17 protein-coding genes are annotated in these 16653 nt (G+C 31.7%); 4 read left to right on the top strand and 13 right to left on the bottom strand.

Translation table 11 applies throughout. The features are described from left to right. Nucleotides 1–15: 15 nt before the first annotated feature. From J2Z42_RS09910 to J2Z42_RS09900, 3 genes are all read right to left on the bottom strand, one after another. Entirely contained in the window at nucleotides 16–1977 is a 1962-nt protein-coding gene (locus J2Z42_RS09910) for an NAD(P)/FAD-dependent oxidoreductase (RefSeq protein WP_209702478.1), read from the bottom strand. Between the two features lie 77 nt (nucleotides 1978–2054). Further along, a complete protein-coding gene (locus J2Z42_RS09905) occupies nucleotides 2055–3314 on the bottom strand; it encodes an MFS transporter (RefSeq protein WP_209702477.1) in 1260 nt (419 codons plus the stop codon). 40 nt (nucleotides 3315–3354) lie between these two features. Continuing rightward, nucleotides 3355–4215: an SDR family oxidoreductase gene (locus J2Z42_RS09900; protein ID WP_209702476.1), complete on the bottom strand. Its 861-nt coding sequence runs from the start codon at nucleotides 4213–4215 to the stop codon at nucleotides 3355–3357. Nucleotides 4216–4405: 190 nt separating this feature from the next. On the opposite strand from J2Z42_RS09900, the gene J2Z42_RS09895 reads away from it, so the two are divergent. Further along, the gene (locus J2Z42_RS09895; RefSeq protein WP_209702475.1) at nucleotides 4406–5026 is read left to right on the top strand and encodes a TetR/AcrR family transcriptional regulator; all 621 of its coding nucleotides are present in this window, start codon (nucleotides 4406–4408) and stop codon (nucleotides 5024–5026) included. Between the two features lie 226 nt (nucleotides 5027–5252). On the opposite strand, the gene J2Z42_RS09890 is transcribed toward J2Z42_RS09895, so the two are convergent. Both J2Z42_RS09890 and J2Z42_RS09885 read right to left on the bottom strand, forming a co-directional pair. Beyond that, nucleotides 5253–5882 carry an MBL fold metallo-hydrolase gene (locus tag J2Z42_RS09890; RefSeq protein WP_209702474.1) on the bottom strand — a complete coding sequence of 210 codons (630 nt, stop codon included), beginning with the start codon at nucleotides 5880–5882 and terminating at the stop codon, nucleotides 5253–5255. Further along, complete coding sequence (locus J2Z42_RS09885; protein ID WP_209702473.1) at nucleotides 5879–6166, bottom strand: transporter suffix domain-containing protein; 288 nt, start codon at nucleotides 6164–6166, stop codon at nucleotides 5879–5881. The genes J2Z42_RS09890 and J2Z42_RS09885 overlap by 4 nt, the downstream gene beginning before the upstream one ends. A 212-nt stretch (nucleotides 6167–6378) precedes the next feature. On the opposite strand from J2Z42_RS09885, the gene J2Z42_RS09880 reads away from it, so the two are divergent. Beyond that, entirely contained in the window at nucleotides 6379–6789 is a 411-nt protein-coding gene (locus J2Z42_RS09880) for an Lrp/AsnC family transcriptional regulator (RefSeq protein ID WP_209702472.1), read from the top strand. Between the two features lie 457 nt (nucleotides 6790–7246). On the opposite strand, the gene tnpA is transcribed toward J2Z42_RS09880, so the two are convergent. From tnpA to J2Z42_RS09835, 8 genes are all read right to left on the bottom strand, one after another. Next, complete coding sequence (gene tnpA / locus J2Z42_RS09870; RefSeq protein WP_209702471.1) at nucleotides 7247–7723, bottom strand: IS200/IS605 family transposase; 477 nt, start codon at nucleotides 7721–7723, stop codon at nucleotides 7247–7249. Between the two features lie 198 nt (nucleotides 7724–7921). Then, a complete protein-coding gene (locus J2Z42_RS09865) occupies nucleotides 7922–8797 on the bottom strand; it encodes a CPBP family intramembrane glutamic endopeptidase (protein ID WP_209702470.1) in 876 nt (291 codons plus the stop codon). Between the two features lie 26 nt (nucleotides 8798–8823). Beyond that, entirely contained in the window at nucleotides 8824–9759 is a 936-nt protein-coding gene (locus tag J2Z42_RS09860) for an NAD-dependent epimerase/dehydratase family protein (RefSeq protein WP_209702469.1), read from the bottom strand. A gap of 48 nt (nucleotides 9760–9807) precedes the next feature. Continuing rightward, nucleotides 9808–10578, bottom strand: a complete 771-nt coding sequence (locus J2Z42_RS09855; RefSeq protein ID WP_209702468.1) for a DUF4386 family protein — start codon at nucleotides 10576–10578, stop codon at nucleotides 9808–9810. A 70-nt stretch (nucleotides 10579–10648) separates the two neighbouring features. Next, nucleotides 10649–11500 (bottom strand): MerR family transcriptional regulator, encoded by an 852-nt coding sequence (locus J2Z42_RS09850; RefSeq protein ID WP_245331573.1) that lies wholly within the window; start codon nucleotides 11498–11500, stop codon nucleotides 10649–10651. Beyond that, nucleotides 11493–12716, bottom strand: a complete 1224-nt coding sequence (locus tag J2Z42_RS09845) for a sensor histidine kinase (protein WP_209702466.1) — start codon at nucleotides 12714–12716, stop codon at nucleotides 11493–11495. The genes J2Z42_RS09850 and J2Z42_RS09845 overlap by 8 nt, the downstream gene beginning before the upstream one ends. 170 nt (nucleotides 12717–12886) lie before the next feature. Beyond that, on the bottom strand, nucleotides 12887–13114 hold the full coding sequence (locus J2Z42_RS09840; RefSeq protein ID WP_209702465.1) for a TIGR04540 family protein: 228 nt from the start codon (nucleotides 13112–13114) through the stop codon (nucleotides 12887–12889). Between the two features lie 207 nt (nucleotides 13115–13321). Then, complete coding sequence (locus J2Z42_RS09835) at nucleotides 13322–14125, bottom strand: ExeA family protein (RefSeq protein ID WP_209702464.1); 804 nt, start codon at nucleotides 14123–14125, stop codon at nucleotides 13322–13324. Nucleotides 14126–14257: 132 nt separating this feature from the next. On the opposite strand from J2Z42_RS09835, the gene istA reads away from it, so the two are divergent. Then, the gene (gene istA / locus J2Z42_RS09830; protein ID WP_209702463.1) at nucleotides 14258–15808 is read left to right on the top strand and encodes an IS21 family transposase; all 1551 of its coding nucleotides are present in this window, start codon (nucleotides 14258–14260) and stop codon (nucleotides 15806–15808) included. 17 nt (nucleotides 15809–15825) lie between these two features. Beyond that, complete coding sequence (istB, locus tag J2Z42_RS09825) at nucleotides 15826–16596, top strand: IS21-like element helper ATPase IstB (RefSeq protein ID WP_209702462.1); 771 nt, start codon at nucleotides 15826–15828, stop codon at nucleotides 16594–16596. The last annotated feature ends 57 nt before the right edge of the window (nucleotides 16597–16653 follow it).

Genomic DNA, 16653 nt, shown 5'->3' with positions numbered 1-16653 from the left:
CAATTATGTATATATCTACACCATTTCATCTATTTCATCTTCAAAGAAATAACCTGCATAAAATCCGCTTTTTACTGCAGATGCAATATTGCCAGTTTGATATGCATCTCCGATTGCCTTAACCCTTTTAAACTCTCTTGTCATCTCTTTTAACAGAGTATCTATTTTTCGTACCCCTAGAGATAATATAACATAATCAAATTCCTTAGTTACTTTCCCATTGTTCTCCACATTAATGAATTCAACGGATGTTCCATTTATTGATGACAGTTTGTGTCCTGCTAAGGTTTCAACACCAGATTTCATAACATCAGCTAACGCATACATGCCACTAGTACTTGCCAACATTCCAATTTCAGGCAGCATGTCAACCAAAGTAACTGTATTATTAAGGTGAAGTAAGTATTCTGCTGTTTCAATTCCAGTATTTCCCGAACCAACAATTGCTACTCTTTTACCTTCAAGCTTAACATTTCCTTCAAGAATGCTTTCAGCGGTCAATACATTTTCGGATTTTATCCCTTCAATTGGCGGAATTACAGGGCCACTTCCAGTAGCAATAAATACCGCATAAGGATTATTAGCCTTAACATTTTCCAGATTTGCTTCAGTATTGTATACTATTTTTACTCCAAGTTTTTCAAGAATGTATGTGTAGTAATCTGATAATAAATACATCCTTTCTTTATTTGGAGGAACTGCAGCAAGATTAACCTGTCCTCCAAGTTTGCTTTTCTTTTCAAACAATACTACCCTATATCCTCTTATTGCTAAAACTCTTGCGGCTTCGCATCCACTTGGACCTCCTCCAATAACTACAACATTTTTGCCATTACCGTTCTTATGAAAATTCCTAAAATCTTTTTCATATCCTAGTACTGGGTTAATTGCGCAAGCCATTCTTCCTTCGTCTGCTGATTCTACACAATGCAAACAAGTAATACATTGTCTGATTTCTTTTTCTCGCCCTGTCTCCAATTTATTTACAATATACGGATCAGCTATGTGTGGTCTGCCCATACATATAAAATCAGCATCTCCCTTTTCTATAATTTGGTCTGCAAAATCGTAATCTCTTATCATTCCAACAATTGCAACTGGAATTCTAACAGCTTTTTTTATTGTTGCGGCCAAATATACGTTTAATCCTTGTTCATAACCTGCAGTTGGTATGCAAAGCTGAGTTGCTTCATATCCACCAGCGGATACATTTATAATATCTGCTCCATATTTTTCAATAAGAATTGCAATCTTAACAGCTTCTTCAATATCTATTCCACCCTCAATCCCATCATTTCCTGATAACCTAACTGAAACCGGGAAATTTTGGCCGCAAGTTTCTTTTATTCCACTAATAATTTCTTTAATTATTCTTACTCTATTTTCTGTATTTCCACCATACTCATCTGTCCTTTGGTTAGAAAGTGGACTAATAAATTGGTTTAATAAATAAGAATGAGCACAATGTAATTCCACACCATCGAAATTTGCTCTCTTAGCAATTTTTGCTGCAAACACAAATTTGTTTACCATTTCTTTCACTTCAGCATTTGACATTTCCCTTGGCATTTCAAGTGTGCCACCAAAATCTAGTGGACAAGGTATTGCACTAGGTCCAACTGGTTGCTCTCCAATAACATCTGAACTAGCAGCACGGCCTGCATGGTGAAGCTGTAAAAAAATCCTTCCATCATATCTATGAACGCCATCTGAGATTTTTTTCAATCCAACTACTTGAGAAATATCATATGCTCCCAACTGATTTGGAGCTCCTAGGCCTTTGGGATCAACTGCACAAAAGGAGGTGATTATTAGTCCTGTTCCACCTTTTGCCCTTTCTTCATAATACGCTCTTTCATCTTCCATGTACTGGCCATATTTATCAGTTAATGTCTCTGACATAGCGGGCATTATTAATCTGTTTTTTATTTCTAGAGATCCTATTCTTCCTTTTGCTAACATATTTTTATATTTCATAATTATGATCATTCCTTTCTTGAGGAGCAAAACGTCATGAAAGCATTTCTTTCAAACTTATCTCCAATCTTATCTAACTAGTTATTACTCACCTTTTTCATTGGTGATAATTTCAAGGCTATTAGTATACATATCAATGAAATAAGTGCAGCAACACCTAGGAAAATAAATGATGATGAAAAACTTCCTGTTATATCATGAATATAACCACATATTGGTGATACCAAGCAAAGTCCAATATATAATCCTGCCATAAATATACCAGTTATTTTTTCATAGTCTAAACTCCCAAAAATTTCTGATGTAATTGTAGGAATTATAGTTGTATAAATTGGAAATGCAATTGCAGCAAACAGTATTGAACCACCAACAAATATTGGAGATAAGTTTCCTCTAGATAATACTGCACAACCCATAGCTGCAATAAAGGCTAAATGTAAATAGGTAACAAATACTTTATTCCCAAATTTATCAGCAATTTTTCCAGATGCAATTGTTGCAATAGTGGCTACCAAGCTATAAATAGTAATCAAGTAAGCAGATTTAACTGGATCCATCCCCTCTTCCTGCCAGAACGAAGGAACAAATGTTGCAAACCCAATACTTAATCCAGCAAAAATTGTGCCCACAAGCAAAATTAACCAGAAAGAAGGACTTTTTGTCGCTTGAGTTAAAGTTACTCCTTTTGCATTTTGGGTTTCAGCGTTTAATGCAGCTTCAATTTCTTCTTCCTTCTCCCATCCAAGTGGCTTCTGTCCAAGTTTTTCAGGCCCCTTTTTGATAAAAATAATATTAGCAGGTATAGCAATAATTATTGCTATTGCTCCAAGTACATAATATGTATGTCTATAGCCAATTCCTTGAATCAATATTCCTGTTAAAGTCATGAACAATGCACTTCCGAGCATTGCTCCTCCAAATACATAACCAATCATTGAAGATCTTTTTTCAACGAACCATTGTTTAATTAATGCAGCGATACATGTAGTTGTAGCAATTCCAGTTGTAAACCCTTCTATTACAGATCCCAAATATAGTATCCATAGGGAAGATGCACTTCCATAAACAAAGCATTGTAAACAGGTTGTTATCGATCCTAACAAAAGAATATATTTGGGAGAAAATTTTATTAATAATTTACCTACAAACAAACTTATAATAAATGCAACAGCAGATGAAATTGTTAATCCAAGTGAAACCTGACTAATAGGTACTTTTAACCCTGTTGAAATCTCTGGTAAAAAGAGACCAAGCGTACCCATTATTCCGTTATGAACAAACAATACTATTAAAGCTCCAAAAGCAACTTTATAACCTGAAAATTTAGTTTTTTTCATTTTTTCACCAATCCTTTAAAATATTAATTTATGTTGTTATTTATATAAATTCTCCATTTGGTGTGCATCTTTGAAACATTACTCCAGGGGTGAATCCAAAATCAGCTGTAATATCACAACCATTTAAGCTAAATGATAGGCTACTGCTTAAGAATAGTAAACAATCTGCAATTTCTTCAGGGGTAGCAGCTCGATCCATAATCGGATTTGTTGCAGCTTTATCATATTCATGTGTTCCTACAATGCGAGCTATTTCATCTACCATAGGAGTATCAATTCCACCTGGACACAAAACATTTATTCGTACTCCCTTCTTAAGAATATCAAAACTAGCTCTTTTTACAAAATATATAAGAGCCTCCTTGCTGAAAGTATATAAACAGTCAGGTCTTTCAGTGCCATTAAATACTCTTTCATCATAAATATGGTTTTCTGCCCAAACTACTGCCTTTTCAAAGGTGTCTCCATTTTCATATAAGTCTCCTAATAAATCCATTTTATCTTTCCAGTTTTCTCCTGTAGTTGAAGAAACCACTGCAATGCTACTTCCTCTAGGCATCCTAGGTATAAGACTTTCAACTAAATATCTACAAGCAATATAGTTTACTGAAAACACCTCAGGCACAGTAAAAACATAATCCATAAAGGTAGTGCCAGCTAGTGCAGCATTAGAAATTAATACATCTATTTTATCAGGTAGCTGAGTAATTGCATTATCAATTTGGTCTTTTCGGCATAAATCAACTTTTATGTACTTAGTCACATCCGATACCTTATTAATATCCATGGCATAAACATTAGCCCCGAGTTCCATAAACTTAGTGGCTACTGCTCTTCCTACCCCAGTTGCTGCACCAGTTACTACACAATTTTTTCCTTTAAAGTTTAAGTAATTATTCATCAAAACATCCTCCATAAAATTTTATTTGCGATAATTTTAATTTAATGAATTAGAGTAAACTCTAGATTTAAATATAGATTATCAATTTGTTATTAATTTGTCAATGCAAATTTATCTATTTTGTGTTAATATATGAATAGTAAGGTTTTCATTATTGCTTACTAACAAAATTTATTTAGGAGAGTTATATATGGAATTATCAACCCCACGAGAAATCAAATCAAAAAAAACAAAACAAAAAATTTTAGATGCGGCTATTGAGCTTCTAAAATCAAATGATATATCACATCTAACAGTGAAAAATATTTGTAAATTAGCTGGAATTTCTAACGGTACATTTTTTCATTATTTTGATTCTAAGGAAAGTTTAATTGCTTTTTATATGCACGCATGCTATGATGAGTATAGCTTTGATAATCAAATGTCTTTGCACAAAGATAATTTTATAGATATCATTGTTGAAATTCATTTACATAATATTAGATATACAAAACAAATAGGTGTGCAATATGTTAGAAGCTATTATAATATTAAAAATTCTTTATTACTTAATCGAGATAATATGTCTGGAGAAAGCTACTCAATGCTTATTCTTCAACAGGTGGTTCATGCACAAAACCTTGGATATGTAAAAACTGATGAAAGTGCCGAAGAGATAGGTGCAAATATTTGTATGGTAGCAAAAGGTGTAATATTTGAATGGGGACTATGTGGAGACAGCTTTGATGTTGAGTTCTATATAGAAAAGATGCTTCGAATCTATCTTAACACAGTCATCACCCCTCTTTACATTGAGAAGTTTGGTAAATAGAGGAGTATCTCAGACGGGAGCTTTTCAAATTTTTCACAAACCATTTGAGTAATGCTGAATGTGTGCATCACCCAAATGGTTTACATAAATAAAAAATACTATTTAAACTAACTATCTGCGAATATCTTTTTAACAACTTTAGCATTCGGTGCTATCTCTAGCAGCGAAGGATGGATTTTTACACCTTCTGTTCCTTCATTTTTCTAATACTTCTTGTTGTTTACTTTTATATTTGATCATTTTTCCACTTTAAGTAGAAAAAATTACTATTTTTTTCAGCTCCAATGGTTGAACTTGGGCCATGAGCTGGGTGTACTCTGGTTTTCTCATCAAGAGTATCGATTAGCCGAATAATGGTTTTTCCTAGAGTATTAATATCACCAGTTCGATATTCCCACTTACCAACCGTACCTTTGAAAAGTGTATCCCCAGTATATAGATCATGGCCAAATTTGAAGCTTAACCCTCCAATTGTATGACCAGGGGTATAAATTACTTCTATAAGCCTTTCATCAATTGCAAGTTGTGAGTTTTCATCAATAATTCTTATATCTAGATCTTCTAGTACGTAAGGCTTTACTTTACCATAGTATTCAAATCCATAAGTATAATTTTCTTGCAAAATATCATATTCTTTTTCATGTAAGTAAATAGGCACATTAAAACTATCAATAGCTCCAATATGATCTATATGACCATGTGTTAAAAGTATCCCTAGTACTTCTAATTCATTCTCTTCTACATATTTTATAACTTTTTCTTTTTCATATCCTGGGTCAACAATATAACATTTCCTATTATGTTCTATAAAATAACAATTTACATCTATTTCTCCTAAAAGCAATATTTTTTTCATTTTTTCACCCCCAATTCGTCTACACTTTCTTTCCTGCTTTTAAACCAATATTTTGGATTAAAATACTTTTTATATTTAACTACCAATTCTTTGCCACCTAGTGCTACTGAAATCCATAGTGTAATTTCACCAACTACTGCTAGTACTGGTATTAAAATTGCTTTCATCGAAATACTTAATGGCATAAAGGGCATTAAAAAAACCAATCCCCATAATACATTAGCAATTATAAATAATATAGTGGCTAGTTTACATAACTTTTTACTTCCTTTACCTTTACCCATTTTTCCTGCCTCCCTTATTATTGGTAAGATCCACTAACAAAAGAAATTTAATTATTGTACACAAATTTGTTTTTCTAAACTAATTTTAGTATAATTAATACAATTAAACAATTTTGTAGAGAAAAGCTTTTGAACAAATTATTTTCACATTGAAAAAGTTATACTACAATAGTCTTTAAAAATTAGTTTTTGGGAGGAAATGGATTATTAATATGGATGAAACAGATTTGAAAATTATAAATATTTTAATTGATAATTCTAATATATCTTATAAGGAAATAGGTAAGATAACTCACATGACTGGGCAAGCAGTCGGTATTCGAATTAATAATTTAATTGATCAGGGAATTATTGAGAAATTTACGATTAAAGTAAATAGCAAAAGGCTTGGTATTTCTTTAGTTGCAATAGCAAAAATATATATGAAATCCTTTAAACATCAAGATTTTTTACATCTTTTAGCAAATGAAACTTCTATTGTTGAAGCATATAAAGTGACTTCTGATGCTTGTTATTATATAAAAATTGAAACAACTAGCCTTGAGGCACTAAACAATCTTATGGACAGAATTAGTTTGTATGGTAATTATCAGGTTTCAATATGTGGTCAAAAGATTAAGTAACGAATGGCATTAGACCATTGCTTTCTTTATAGCCCTACAGGCGTAGAAACAATACTAATGTTTATAATTATAGCATTCAAACTGATGCAGTTATATTTTTTTAGATGTATCAGATATTTTAGAAAGAAACGAATGTTGCAAGTAGCTATTGTTGTTGACATACGAGATGAGAGATTTACTATAGAGGATAACTTGAATAATCCAACATTTGAAAAGACTTAATATATAAATAAAATTGGAAATTAATTATTAAAATTTCTTGGGTATGGGTAATTATAACTATTTTTGCAAGCTATAGATCTACAGACTTACCATTACTATTAATTAGTGTAAAAAATCATGACCACCGGCTAAGCCGGTGGTTTGCTCAGCCCTATAAGGGCATGTTACTGGCTGGGCTGAAAGCCCTCTGAATGATCCGCCACCCGCATACTTTCTCGTGCAGTCGCTAAAGCGACTATTTTTTGTTCTTCTTTACTGGTTCACCGGTAAACGGATCAACTAGTTCTTTTATGCTCATCTGTTCATATGCCAAGTCTTCTTGCAATTGATTTCTTATATATTCTTCTATTTTCTTTTTGTTTTTTCCAACTGTATCAACATAATATCCTCTACACCAAAATTCCCTATTTCCATATTTATATTTCAAGTTTGCATGATGGTCAAATATCATTAGACTACTTTTTCCTTTTAAATATCCCATGAAACTTGATATGCTTATTTTTGGTGGTATCTCTACTAGCATATGTATGTGATCCGGACATGCTTCTGCTTCTATTATTTCTACACCTTTCCACTCACATAACTTTCGTATTATTCTCCCTATATCACTTTTTATTTTCCCATATATTATTTGTCTCCTATATTTCGGTGCAAAAACTATGTGATACTTGCAATTCCATGTTGTATGCGATAAACTATTTGTGTCTTTCATTAGACAATCCTCCTATGTTTTTATATTTGCGGTTGGCTAGACCTGCATTTATTCTAACATAGGAGTTTTTTTCTGCTCAACGGCATAAGCCTTTTTTCTTCCACTTGCTTAGCAAGTGGTTTACTTTGTTACACAAAGATAATTCCAGTAAAAATAAGATTTTCACTGGAATTTAGATACGAAATCTCTGATCATTTCCTAACTTTCTTGACTATTGGACATAAGTATTTGTTTTTTTTCATTTTGTTTAGCCCAAGTAAATGTAAACCAAAGTATAATGGCAAATGTGCAAATCTCCACAAACAATTCGTTAAAGTTTATTTCCCAGCTAAATGGGATGTCTTTTATGTCGCTCAACGTTTGGAAAAATAATGCAATAACAAGATTGTTAGCTGTATGAATTCCACTTGCAGCTTCGATGCCTGATGTACGAAGCGTAATTATGCAGACAACTGTAGAAAATAGAAAAGAGCTAATGAAATTACTTAAACCATAACCAATATGAAACAATCCAAACAGTATGCTATTAATAATAATTGTTACTGCAATTCTCTTGAATTTCACACCAAAAAACTGAAGCAGATATCCACGAAAGAATAATTCTTCAAAATATGACTGAATCGGCAAACTAATGATAGATAGAATGAGCAAGATCAAAAACTGATTCAATTGAAAATTTTTAATAAAATTTTGAAAATTTGTGAAATTTGTCATTAAACTATTTAGGAAAAATATTACTAGACCTAAAACAAAAAATATTGCATAGACACCGATACGAAATCTTTCTTTTATGCTATTCATGCTTTTAAAAGAACCCTTATGAAATTTTGTAAATGCAAACCTGAAAGCTAACAGAGCAACAAGGATATTAACCATTAATATAATATTGATTAAATTCACCATTAAAGTATCTGACATATTGCTAGGAAGAATTAATGACCATGCAAAATTTACAACTGCAACTGCAATTATAATTGACACAATAGTCAATACAAAACTTCGCCAATAGTTATTACCTAATTGTGAATTTTTAATAAAGTCTCTATTCATTTTTACACTTAATTTTTTACTCATATTCAACCCTTCCTTCATAATTACTCCTAACTCTTAAATGAATTTATCATTTGTTTAATACCTGTTTCAAAATCAGTAACCACAAATTCTGGAAAATATTTTCTAAACTTATCATCGCTCATAATGTAAGTATAATCCGCTTGGTATAACATTTCCTCTATTTCCTTAATGGATGGCATAAATCTGGCCATGAGTTTTAACATAACCCTAGGAATAACAGTTGCCTTAAAATCTGTATTCAGTACTTTGTTAATCTCTACAATAATTTCATCTATTGTAATGGGTTTACTAACTGGAAGATGCCATTCTTGCCCATAAGTACTGTCGTCCATTGCAAGAGTAACTAAGGCTCTACCATTATCCTTTGTATAGGAGTAAGTATGTTTAATGTTAGTCTTACCTAAGGACTGAGGGGCTTTTCCTTTTAACATTCTCTCAATAAATGAAACATACAATGGACTATTAATAACATTTGGTCCATAAAAATCTGCCGAACGGCCAATAACTGCTTTTATTTTGCCAGCACTATGTGCTTCCAATATCATATCTGATATAATTTTTCTCACCATACCTTTTTTAGAAATAGTTTTTTTTGAATGCATTTCTGTAAAAGGAATATTCAACGGTGCTGGCCCATACATGTAAACATTATCTAAAAATATAAGTTTCGCTTGCGCTTGCTCACATCCGCTAATAACATTTTTCATAACTATAGGCCACTTTTCCTGCCAAACTTTAGTATTATATGGTAGGCCAATACACAAGTAAACATAACTTGCATCCTTTAAGGCAATTGTTGTTTGCTCTAAATCCAGTAAATCTGCATTTACAGTTTCAACTCCGTTTATTTTCTTTTTTCTCTCTACTGCTCTAATTTTAAAATTTCTCCTTTGTAGCTCTTCAACGACGCTTTTACCAACTGAACCCGCTGCTCCAAGCACTACATGTAGTTCACTATTCATAATCTAACTCCCTCCTATTCAAATTTATATGCAGCTTGTAATTTATTTTTACATAAATGATGGAATCACATTTGCAAGATAAATGATTAACCCAATAATCCATGTTGCCCAATGAACTTTAGTCAAGCTGCTATCATCTTTTTTAGCAAATAAAGTAATGGACATTATAAGAACCCATACAAGATAAAGTCCCCATAGTGGTGCAGTTATTTCTCCTAAAAAACTAAAACTGCTACTTACAGTCTCAAAACTTTGCGCTAATACAGCAACACCTGAAACCAACCCTAATATAGATAGCTTTTTATCAAAACTGGAGTTATTGATGAGAATGATGCCAAGAGATATTACCCATAGTCCTGTAAAAAACGACCTCAAATGTTCCCCTACAGTCATTCCAAGATAAGTGTTGGCAAATTTTTCAAAGAAAAAGATAATATCTGAGGATATTTCATTTGCATTAAGAGCATCTGACAACATAGGTATAAGAATTACCCATCTAAAGAAACCTAATATCTGAAACACACCAGATAAAACACCTGCGGTTAGTGAAACGATATCAATAAATTTTCCTTTCTTGGTAAGGTGATACATAGAAACAGCCATAAAGACCTGAAGTATTGATGTTAGGGACATAATATAGTAAGCAGGTACTATAATATCTTTGTTCTCCTGAAAGAGTGTAAAACGTTCCATAACACTTTCTCTTAAAATATCTGGAAATTGAAATGTACTAATCAGTGTAAGCCAACCAGCCATTAAAAATATAAAAAATGCCATAAATACTACTGAAGTAAACTTGTAATCTTTTTTTATAATCATAAAATCAACCACCTTTCTATTTTACAAACTAATAATAAACCCTCACATAATGTGAGGGTCAAGTAGCAAATTATAAAATTTTAGAAACCGGGATTTGAAGTTCAACAATAGCATTTTCAACCACTTTACCATCTGGGTGTGCAGGCCCTGAGAGATGTAGTTCCCTAAGCGCACCCGTAATTTGCCAATTATTCACTGCAACCCATTTAAGTAATTCGATAATTGCTTGTTCAATACCATCAAATGATCCACTATATAAAAGAAAAGCCATATTTTCCTCGGCTTCAATATTCCTAAACATTAGAATAGATTCATTTTTATTTTTTATATCTAGCCAGGTATGCGGAACAAGAATACCCGTTTCCATATCAAGATCAGCTTCGCAGTATTCTTCATTATAATAGAATGTGATTTCTGGACCAATTGGGGTAATATTCATTTTATTAAGTTCTTTATACAATTTAGAATACATATCATAGCAGAAAATACCCATCTGATTCATATGAGGAACTATAGTTCTATGTGAAGCTAGTGTATAACTATCTGTTCTTTTAATGCTAATATCGTATCTAGGTATATTTCTTTCATCTTCTATAGTTTTAAGCCTATCCATTACAGTCTTCAAATTGATTTGTGCCATACTTATTTCATTTTCCAGATCCTTTTGTCTTTTTAAAAGCATTTCTTTCATTTCATCAATAGAAATATTCTCATCTATTAACTCCTTGACTTCATTTAGTGAAAATCCAATATCTTTTAAAAATATGATTCTATTGAGTTTTGGCAATTGCTCAATAGAATAACCTCTATATCCAGTTAAATTGTCAATACATGCAGGTTTAAAAATTCCTATTTGATCATAGTGTCGAAGCATCCTTATGGAAACTCTTGCAATTTTAGAAAAGTCACCTATTCTAACCATCTGTATCAATCCTTTCCATCCTTTTGTAGGGTATTCGTATCTTAAACTCACTTCCTTTCCCAAGTTCACTTTTTACCGAAATCTTTCCATTATGCTCTTTTACAATGCAATCTGCAATAGATAACCCCAGTCCTGCCCCACCATAATTTCTTGAACGTGATTTATCTACTCTATAAAAACGTTCAAAAATTTTACCTATTTCATCTTCAGGAATCCCCTCACCGTTATCACGTATGATTACTTCATAATAATTCTCATTTCCAATCAATTTAACATCAATCATACCTCCTTGTGGAGTATGTTTCATAGCGTTATCAATTAGAATAGTTATTAATTGTTTTATTCTTCCTTCATTTCCCATAGCTATAATATCAGTTTCAACATTACTCACAATATTTATGAACTTTTTATTGAGTAATGGTTTAAAGTTATCTATAAGATTATTTATAACATAACTGATATTAACCTTATCAAAAACCATTTTTTCATGTTGCATATCAACTCTAACTAAAAATAGGAGTTCTTCTACTAATTTTGACATTCTATCAATTTCTCTATCAACATTGGATAACCATTTACCTTGGCTTTGTATAGATTCTTCCTTGTTTTCCATAACAATTTCAAGGTTTGACTTAATTATTGCTAATGGCGTACGAAGCTCATGTGAGGCATCTGCAACAAAGATGTTTTGCTTTTCCCAAGAAGCTTTAACAGGTTTTATTGCTTTATTAGAAAGATATAAACTTATAAGGAATATAAAAATAAGGCTTATTAAAAATACAATCATAGAAATAGTTAATATTCTATTAAATATATAATTTTCACTACTTATTTCGTAAAACACTAAAATTGAACCATATTCCTTTTCCACCTTTATATATTTAAATGTATATGATTCATGTTTCAAAAATCCCTTCAATTTAGAATCACTAAGTGCTTGTATAGAGATATTCTTCATAAGCATTTGATTAAAATCACTTACTTGTAAGTATTCTAAAACATCTCCGTTTTTTGATACTCTTGTACAAAATACTTTATCTAAAATAATATTTGCTGGATTTTTAGTATTTTTTAAATCACCGTTTACACTAGTAATCTTTCCGTCATCTTTAGCTATTCCATGCATAATTATTTCAGATTGCTGCTCCAATGATTGTTTTGTAACATTATATACTGTGAAAAAGCTAATTACGATAACAGCAGATACTAGCACCATATTTATAATTATCAACCTAAATCTAAACTTCTGAAACAACTACTGTTATTAGTCATCTCAATTTACAGCAACTTAGCCATGAAAATCAGCAGCAAATCTATAATAAGAAACACCCCTTATTTATTTTTAGAAAAAGGGGTGCTTCTTTTTTATAGCCTAATTTGAAAACCCTATAGGGTGTGTTCAACGAGCTCCGCTCTTTTTTTGCCAATACGATTTAGAACAGTAGGGTTTAGATTGTGGCCTTTAAATAGCTTATTTCCATGATTACTAGCATAGTAAAGCATCAGCTCTTTTAACTTCTGTTCTGATAGCTTTAGTGAAAGATACTCATCACAAGCTAAGATTATTTGCTTTGACAGCAGTTTTATTGTTGTTGGATTTTTTATTACTTCCATAAATTATCACCTTAAAATGGCTCAATGCCAATTTTCTCTTCTATAAATTCTATCCTTCCTTCCATCAAGGAATTACAATTGAGAAGCCTATCTTCCAAAGAATAAAACTCTAGCCGAAAGCGGTTTATATACCTTTCAGTAGCCTTTAACCTTTGTACCAAATTTGTATTTTTCGTATTATTTTTATGTTTTTTTTGTACTTTATTTTTATACATATGCCAACTTCGCCTGCACTTTCTTTATAATTTCTTCTGAGATTATGGACTGTTTTTCTTTATAGGCCTCCAAAAGGGATGCGTAGCATAGTTGATTTATTCTTCTTGGAGCTCCAGAAGTTAAACTATGAATTAGCGAAAAACACTTTTCGTCAATAATATTTTCTTTAATCCTTGCAATATCAAGCTGATGCATGATATATTCTTTAGTCTCTACGAGACTAAGACCTGAGCACTCTATGAAAAGAGAAATTCTTTGCTTTAGTGGTAGGTTTAATGAAAGATTCAACTGATTATTTAGTGCTGGTAACCCAATAAGAACTAGGGAAAAGTTACTTCCTTCATCATAAAAGCTTCTTATTTCATCAAACATAGGAATGCTTAGAGTATGAGCCTCATCAATAATAATTGAATTAAATTTACCCATTGAATTTTCCTCGTTAAAGAAATTAAAAATCTGATTTTTTATATCATCAGCATTAAAAACAGGTTTTATGCCCATCTTGAGAGCTAGTGTTTTGTACAAAGATTTTTTGTTAGGAGCGGAAAGTTCTGAAGATACCACTCTAAATTCAGAAGGCTCCAAATCATTAACTGCATAAAAGAGTAGAGAACTTTTGCCACAGCCTGCGGCTCCTGTAACAGCCGCAATCTGTCTTGAATAAAAAACTGTAGATATAAGATTAATGTTATGATTAAACTCTTCATATTGAAAGTTTTGTTTAGTTCTATCTAAAAATGGTATTGAACTAAGCTTAAAGTGCTCCAATATAGATGTTTGAACTTTTGTATTCACATTTATCACCTGTATTGTATAAACTATAACTGTACCAAATTATAATTAAAAACCTGCCCACTAGTATTTTCCAAACCTTTTATACAAACAATATTTAGGTAATAATATTGGGTATAAGAGGAAGTGCAAAGGGTGATAAACTTGAATGAAAAACAGGACATTATATTAAAACATATCAGAGAAGGTAAATCTCAAAGACAGATAAGCAAAGAAACGGGAATATGCAGAGAAACCATAAGAAAATATGTTAAAGATTATGAAAATAAGTTGATTGAAATTAATCATGACTTGGCTGAAATAGACAAAATAAATATTATCGATGATATAACAGCTAAACCTAAATATATTTCATCCCCAAGAGTCAAAAAGGCTTTAACCGATGAGGTTATAGAAAGACTCGAGCAATTTTTAAAAGAAAATGAGCAAAAGCGTCTAAGTGGATTATCTAAACAACAGAAGAAAAAAATAGATATGTATGAAACTTTGCTTGAAGAAGGATATCGCGTTAGTTATCCGTCTGTAGTAAATGCTGTAAATAGCATAGAAAGAAAAAAACGCGAAGCGTATATACGTCAAGAATATGCTCCAGGAGATATTGTAGAATTTGATTTTGGGGTAGTTAAATTTAAAAGGAATGATGGTAGTATAAAGGAATTTCAATTAGCAGTATTTACAGCAGCTTATAGCAATTACAGGTGGGCTAGGTTATTTCCAAAGCAGAATACAGGATGTTTTTTAGAAGCTCATGCCTCATTTTTTAAGCATATCAAAGGTAATCATAGAACAGTTGTATATGATAACACTAGAGTTGCGGTAGCAAAGTTTGTAGGGCATACAGAAAAAGAGCCAACAGAGGCACTTCTAAAGCTATCGCTATATTATAAATTTAGATTTAGGTTTTGTAATGCTTATAGTGGCAATGAAAAGGGGCATGTTGAGAGAAGTGTTGAATTTATAAGAAGGAAAGCATTTTCAGGAGAACGCACATTTACCTCATTAGATGAGGCTAACGCCTACCTTGATGAAGTGCTAAATAAATTAAATTCAAGAACCTTATCCAATTCTAATAAGTCACCGTTTCAATTATTAGACGAAGAACGAGAGTACTTATTACCAGATATGCCTTTATACGAAACAGCTACTATTTCGGATCTAAGAGTAAACAAATACTCAACTATTATGGTAGATTCCTGTTACTACTCAGTACCAGATGATTATGTTGGTACAATGGTACGTTGTAAGGTATATACTACTAAAATTCTAGTGTTTTATAATCAAGAAGAGATAGCTAGACATGATAAGGTTTATGGTCTTAACCTATGGCATATAGATATTACTCATTATGCTAAAACACTTTTTAGAAAGCCGAAGGCATTGGTTAATAGCACAGCCTTTAATCAAATGGATACCACCCTGAAAGAGATTTACTCTAAATATTTTAACAACAATGAACGAGAGTTTGTAAAGCTTATTGAATTAGTTGGTAATTACGGGCTTGTCTCTGTTGATAATGCAATAAAAGATATACAAGAAGTATGTCCAACTAATATTAGTGTTGATAAAATTGAATTTATTTGTTCAAGAAAAGATGATCCTAAAATTATATATTTAGAAGATCATAATGATGAAATTATGAACAATTCACTTAATATTCTAAAAGATTTCAATAGTCTTTTAAACTAATGAGGGAGTGAATAATCATGGATTCTAAGAATTCATTTATTAGTGATATCAAAACATACGCTGAAATAATGAAACTAGGAGTTATAAAAAGTGATATTGAACTAGCAATTGAGGATGCTAATACTAGTAACCTTAGTTATGAGGAGTTCTTGTATGGGCTCCTTCAAAAAGAATGCGATATAAGAAACTATAACTTAACTCAAAGCAGAATTAGAACAGCTAATTTTCCATATAAGAAGTATTTAGAAGATATATCCATTGAGGATTTGCCAGCAGATGCTCAATTAAAACTGAAGCATCTTAGTAGCCTAAAATTCATAAAAGACGGACAGAATGTAATTTTTTCTGGAAATTGTGGAACTGGAAAAACTCATATTGCCATTGCTTTAGGAATAAAGGCATGTTTAGAAGGATATAAAGTATTATTTACAACTGTACCTCTTTTTATTACACAATTAAAAGAATTAAAATCAGCAAAAAATTTAAGATGTTATCAAAACAAACTTTCTAAATATGATTTAGTTATTTTGGATGAATTCGGATACATCTCTTCTGATAAAGAGGGGGCGGAGCTCCTATTTACTCACATTTCTTTAAGAGCTGGTCAAAAATCCACAATAATTACCACTAACCTTTCTTTTGATAGGTGGGGTGAAATATTTGGTGATCCTGTGATGACTGCAGCAATGACTGATAGGTTAACTCATAAATCTTATGTTGTTAACATGAATGGAAACTCTTACAGAATGAAAGAAACTAAGGCTTGGCTTAATAGTCTAGAAAATTAATTTCCATCTTTTGGTGGAAAGGATTTTAATTATAATATGGCATAAAAATTATGTATA

The sequence above is a fragment of the Clostridium algifaecis genome (assembly GCF_017874415.1).
Lineage (GTDB): Bacteria > Bacillota > Clostridia > Clostridiales > Clostridiaceae > Clostridium_B > Clostridium_B algifaecis.
Note: the sequence above shows the minus strand (reverse complement) of the source record. Positions and strands in the feature narration are given on the sequence as shown.